A 5,951-nucleotide genomic window follows, 5' to 3' on the forward strand; every position below is an offset into this window, starting at 1 on the left:
TCGCGCTGGTCGACGAGGTGATCGGCGCGCACACCCGCACCGAGCACGAGATCCTCGCCCGCCTGGACGACACCCAGCGGGCGGCGCTCGCCGACCTGCTGCGGATCCCGCTGCTCACCCTCGGCGACGGGGCGTAGGACCCGAGGTCAGCGGGCCAGCAGGTCGCCCTCGGTGTTGTCGTGCATGGTGTTGGAGCCGGGTTCGTTCTCGGTGTTCTTGGTCAGCACCCCGACCCGGGAGCCGAAGATGATGTTGTCGGAGACGTCGAACGGGCCGTCGCCGTCGATGTAGACGCCGTAGCGCGAGTTGTCGCCGATGGTGTTGGCCCGCACCGTGTTGTCGGCGGACTCGCTGACCAGGCGCACCCCGTCCTGGCCGTTGCCACGGACCTGGTTGGACTCCACGACGTTGCGCGCCGAGGTCTGCCCCACCCCGATGCCGGACTCCCCGTTGTCGTAGACCCGGTTGCCCCGCACGACGCTGTCGTGCGACTCGTTGACGTTGATCCCCTGGGCGGTGTTGCGGAAGGTCTCGTTGCCCTCGATCACGTTCCGGTCCGACCGCTGGTAGAGCACGATCCCGTGGTGGGCGTTGCGGTACACGACGTTGTCGCGGATCACCGAGTCCACGCAGTCCTCGGCGAGGATGATCCCGTGCTTGCCGTTGTCGTGCACGACGTTGCGCTCGATCGTCATGTTCCGTGAGCCGGTGTGCGGGTCGATGCCGTAGAGCGCGTTGTCGTGGAACTCGTTGTCGGTGACCTTCAGGCCGTCGATCTCGTAGCTGTACAGGCCGAAGTGCAGGTGGGACACCACGCTGTGCGTGATCGACCCGGTCGTCCCCGCCACCCGCCAGGACAGCCCGTAGGACTCGATCTCCCCGTGGCCCAGGTACCGCAGCTCCGACCACGCCACGTCCATCCGCCCACCGTCGCGCGCGAGCAGGAACCCCCGCCCGTCCTCGGGCTTCTGGTCGACCGCCCGCGCCTTCGCATCCCACGACGTGATGCAGCTGCCCACCACGTCCAGGCCGCCACCGGCCACCTTGATCGTGGTGTATCCGGTGGCGTCGCTGCGCAGCTTGAGCCAGTTCACCTCCGGCGCCGCGATCCGCACCGACGCCCCCGGCGCGATCTCCATGCTCGCCGAGAGCAGCCACTCGCCGTCCTCGACCTCGCGCAGCGCCGATCCGCCGACGGCCCTGCTCAGGGCACCGAGCGTCACGTTCTCGCCGCCGGTGACCCGGATGACGCCGCCGGAGAGCGTCGCCTTCGTCCCGGAGGGCTCGGGGTCGTCCTTCGGTGCCTGCGCGGCCAGGGACGCCTGGCGGACGCACGGGCGCGCCGGGTCGATCGGCGTGGACGCCGCCACCTCCCGGGGCACGAACGGCTCGACGTCCGTCGAGCAGCCTGCGAGCAGGCCCGCACCGAGGAGGGTCGCCGCGGCCGTGCCGAGGAGGCGGACGAGCGGTGAGACGTTCACGAGGCACCTGCCGGGGCGACGACGGACGGAGCCTCCCGGCCCCGGGGCGGACGGCGGAACCGGCGCACGCGCAGCCAGTGCACGAGCTCCAGCGCCACGGCGAGCAGGACCAGCGGGACGCCGATCGCGCCGAGCAGGTTCAGCGGCGGCAGGCTGATCTGGTTGACCCCGACCAGCTGCACCGGGCCGCGCAGCGCCTCCAGGGCCTGGACCTTCGAGTCGGTGAGCGACATCGGCGTGCCAGGGGCGGCGTCGATGCCCAGGCTGAGGGCGGCGACGTCGACGTGGGTCGCCGCGATCGCCTCCGGCCCCCGGGCCCGCAGCCCCGTGGTGACCTCCGTGATCGCCGTGCCCTCGATCGTCGTCGCGGCCGAGGCGACCACGCCGGTGTCCGCGCCGGTCACCCGGCCGCCGGTGATCTGCGTGGCGGGCGAGTAGGTGCGCACCGCGTCGTTGCCGATGCCCGAGGCGACCAGGTCGCGGATCACGATGCCCGCGCTGCCCGGGTTCGCGACGAAGCCGTCCTCGCCACCGGCGAGAGCCACCCCCGTCGCGACGACGTCCTCCGCGCCGCGCTCCACCTTCACGCCGGTGCGGGCGCCCGACACCGACACCGCGTCGAGCTGGATGTGCTTGCCGCCCAGGCCGATCCCGACGACGCTCGTGCCGTCGATCGTGCTGTCGCGCAGGGCGAGCCGCGACGTCGACTTCTCCACCACCACGCCGCGGCGCCCGCCCGTGATCGTGACCTTCTCGAGCGTCAGGTCCGCAGCGCCGACGTGGGTGAAGATGCCGATCGGCTGGTCGGTGGCGGCGAAACCGGTGACCTCCACCTCCGTCGACCGGTTGATCCGCAGACCGCCGGTCTTGTCGGCCCGCGTGGTGACGTCCTTGATCGTCGGCGCATCCTGGCCGACCACCGACAGCCCGTAGCCGCCGTTGCCGTTCGTCGCGATGCCGCTGATCACGCGTTCGGCGGAGTTCTCACCCTTGACGATCACGCCGTCGCCACCGTTGCGTTCGGCGTTCACCCCGCGCAGCGTGGTGTCGCGGTCGCCGGAGAGCACGACACCCTCGGCCACGGACTCCTCGGCGAGCACCTCCTCCAGCCGCACCCCCTGCGACCCGGACAGCCGGATGCCGACGGTGTTGCGCCGGGCGGTCGTGCGGACCAGCGAACCGGAGGCGCCGTCGTTGAACTGCAGGCCGGTACGGTTGGCGGCGTCCGACAGCGGGGTGCCGAGATCGCTGAAGACCGAGTCCTTCGCGTCGAGCCGACCGCCGTTCGCCACCACGATGAACGGCCGGCCCGGGCCGGCCTGCATCGGCTCGTCGGTCTCCCGGTCGACCGAGACCACCGTCTGGCTCGCGAACGAGACCCGGCCGCTGCCCGTGTAGATCGACGCGGCGTCGGGCAGGTCCGGGCCGCCCTGCAGGCGCAGGGTCTTGACCCCGGACAGATCCAGCGACGTGCCCGGCGTGAGCACGATGACCGCCGTCAAGCGGGCGTCCTCCTCGGCCACCGTCACCCAGCTGTCCGGGGCGAGCCGGTCCAGCCCGCCGAGCGTCAGCGTCCCGGCGGAACGCGGGACCTGCGCGGTCAGCTTGCCACCCGAGACCGTCTCGATCGACAGGTCGCGCACCACGATCATCCGCTCGGGTCGGCCGCGGCTGTTCCACGTCTCCGCGGTGCGGGCCTGGGCCGCCGCGAGGTCCGCGGCCCGTTCGGCGGCCTCCTGAGCCCGCTCACGCGCCAGCTCCGCGGCCGCGGCGGCGGCCTCGGCCGCCGGGTCCGGCACCAGCGCGGGCGCGGTCGGATCCGCCGTGGGCGGCGTCGTGGGCTGGGGGTTCTGCGTCGGCTGGGGGTTCTGCGTCGGCTGCGGGTTCTGCGTGGGCTCCGGCGCGGGGTCGGGCGCCGGGTCCGGCTGCGGGTCGCCGGACGGCGGCGGCGCCTGGGCCGGCACGGGCACGGGCGTCGCCGCCATCGCCTCGGCGGGGAACGCCGCGATCAGGGCGGCTGCGCCTGCCGCCGCCAGGACGGCGGTGGCGGTGAACCTGCGGGGCGACCGGGCATGGTCGGCGCGGGTCATGCGGAGACCTCTCGGGACGAGCCGGCCCGCGGCGGGGGGATGTCGCGGGAGGCGTGGCGGCCGTTCGGGCGGGGTGCCGCCGTGGGCCGGGACGGGTCGTGCGCCTGCTGCGGGTGCGGCTCGGGGCGCCGGGGGGTGGGGACGTTCCCCGTCGCCCGGCCCGCGGCGGCGCTGTGGGCGGGGTGGCCGTGGTGGCCGTGGTTCCCGTCGGGTGCGCCGTCACCGAACGCGACGTCGCCGGTGACCGGCCGCGGCAGGTTCCCCGTCGGGGGGCGGGGGACGTCGACCGGTCCCGGGATCGGCCGCGAGATCGGCCGCGAGATCGGAACGGCCCGGTCGACGTCGGCGAGCCCGTCGTGGACGACCTCGCCGGTCGCGGCCCGGTACTCACCGCGCGGGGCGGGCACGGCACCGGTGGCCGGGCGGCCGCCGCGGCCCGCGGCGGGTCGCGGCGCGGGGAACGACCCGGAAGCGGGGCGGATGCCGGGCAGGCTCCCCAGTGGTGCGCGCGGAGCGGGAACGTCCGCGTCGACCGGCCAGGACGGGCGCGGGCCCTCGTCGGCGGGCGGGCGCCCTGCGGGGCGGTCGGCCGGGTGCGACCGGTGCCCCGGGCGCGGCGTGGGCACGCCGCCCGTGGCGGACCGGTTCCCGGCGTCCGGCGGGCCCACCCGCTGCGACGGGATGGCACCCGTCGCGGGGCCGCGGGCGGCCGGGCGGGGCCCGCCGTGCTCGGTGGCCTGCCGCGGAAGCGGCACCCCGCGGTGCGGCGGGTGAGGGTCGGTCACCGGGCCCGTGGACGGCTGCACGCCCGCGCGCGGTGTCCGGGGGGCGTCGCCCGGATGCGGCCCGCCCGGCGCACGGAAGGCGGCCGGTGGCATCGCGGCGGGCGGGCCGGCGGGGGCGCGCGGGACGGGGACGGACCGGGCGGGGTCGCCACCGGGCCGCGCCGGCCTGCCGCGCCCCGGAACCGGGCCACCGGGATCGCCCGCGGCGTCGGGACCGGGCGTCCTCGCGGCGGGCGCGCCGGCGCGGGGCGGCATCGGCGCGCGCCCCCGGGGGACCGCGACCGGCGGTCGCCCTGCGGCGGCACGCTGCCGCGGCACCGCGGAGACGATCGCCGTGTGCGGCTCCGCCGGGCCGGGCATTCCGCGGGCCGCCGCGACGGCCGGCACCGGCAGGGTGAGGTCCTCGCCCGCCTCCGCCGGGGTCGTGTCGTCCCCCAACTCCTCGTCCGGGAACGCGGGGACGAACCCGTCGTCGGGCACGCCCGGCGGCAGCCCGTTCACACCGACCGCCGCGGCAGCGCGGGCGCCGGCACCCACCGGGACGGGCGCGTCGACGCCGACGGCGGCCTCGGCACCCGGTTCGGCGTCCGCGGCGGTGCGGACGACCTGGCCGTTCTCGACCGCGACCTGCCGGGTGAGCCAGCGCTGCTTGCGGATGGTCAACAGCGCGTGCAGCTTGATCATCGACATCACCCAGGAGACGACGACGTAGCCCGGCACGAAGAAGAACGAGGAGGGCCTGCGCCGCAGGTGCGGCAGGAGCTTCGCCGAGCGGCTGATCCACCACCACGCGGCCAGCACGCCGCAGAACACCCAGTTCTGCACCGCGATCGAGTAGATCATGAAGGCCGGGCCCACCAGCAGTGTGAAGCTGGAGATCCCCTTGTCGACCATCGTGTAGGCCAGGAACGGCTTGCGCCACACCCAACGCCGCGACAGCGCCCGAAGGTCCGACCGCCACGTGTTGCGTGCCCACCGCAGGCGCTGCTTGAAGAAGATCCGCCACGTGTCCGGGAAGGTCGACCAGACCTCCGCGGTGCGCTGCATGTAGGTGAGGTGGCCCCGCTCCAGGATCAGCGTCGTGAGCCGCTTGTCGTCACCGGACAGGCACGGCACGCCCCAGAACGTCTCATGCATGAAGTCGGCCTCGATCTCCATGAGCAGGTGGCGGCGATACACCGCCGTCCTGCCCGAGAGGCAGGAGACGGCCTGCCCGAGGAGCGACTGGGAGGCGTTCTCGTCGAAGTAGCGGTGATCGAGGAACATGTCGGTGATCCGCGCCAGGAACCCCTTCGACCCGTAGACGTTCTGGCGCGTCCCCACCCCGCCGACCCGCGGATCGGCAAAAGGGCGGCTGACCTCGTCGGCCACGTCGGCCGCCCACACGGTGTCCGAGTCCACGAGGGCCACCAGCTCGGTGGACGCCGCGTTCCAGCCACGGCGCAGCGCGTCCCGCTTGCCCGGCACATCCGTGACCAGCACCGTGACCGGGTAGCGCGCAGCGATCTCCCGGCACGTGGTGTCCGAGACGTCGATCACCAGGATGACCTCGTCGACCCGGTTCGCGAGCCAGGACTCGATCGCCGCCGCGAAGA

Annotated in this window: 3 protein-coding genes; all 3 read right to left on the minus strand. The window is 74.6% G+C overall.

Annotation, left to right across the window (positions count from 1 at the left end; genetic code table 11):
- Window positions 1-146: 146 nt before the first annotated feature.
- The gene (locus tag AB7J25_RS29875) at window positions 147-1,481 is read right to left on the minus strand and encodes a right-handed parallel beta-helix repeat-containing protein (protein WP_428514607.1); all 1,335 of its coding nucleotides are present in this window, start codon (window positions 1,479-1,481) and stop codon (window positions 147-149) included.
- On the minus strand, window positions 1,478-3,571 hold the full coding sequence (locus AB7J25_RS29880; RefSeq protein ID WP_428514609.1) for a right-handed parallel beta-helix repeat-containing protein: 2,094 nt from the start codon (window positions 3,569-3,571) through the stop codon (window positions 1,478-1,480). Before AB7J25_RS29880 ends, AB7J25_RS29875 begins: the two co-directional genes overlap by 4 nt.
- A partial coding sequence (locus tag AB7J25_RS29885; protein WP_428514611.1) for a glycosyltransferase occupies window positions 3,568-5,951 on the minus strand: 2,384 nt, incomplete at its 5' end. The genes AB7J25_RS29880 and AB7J25_RS29885, both read right to left, overlap by 4 nt.

Source organism: Pseudonocardia sp. (genome assembly GCF_050246655.1).
Lineage (GTDB): Bacteria > Actinomycetota > Actinomycetes > Mycobacteriales > Pseudonocardiaceae > Pseudonocardia.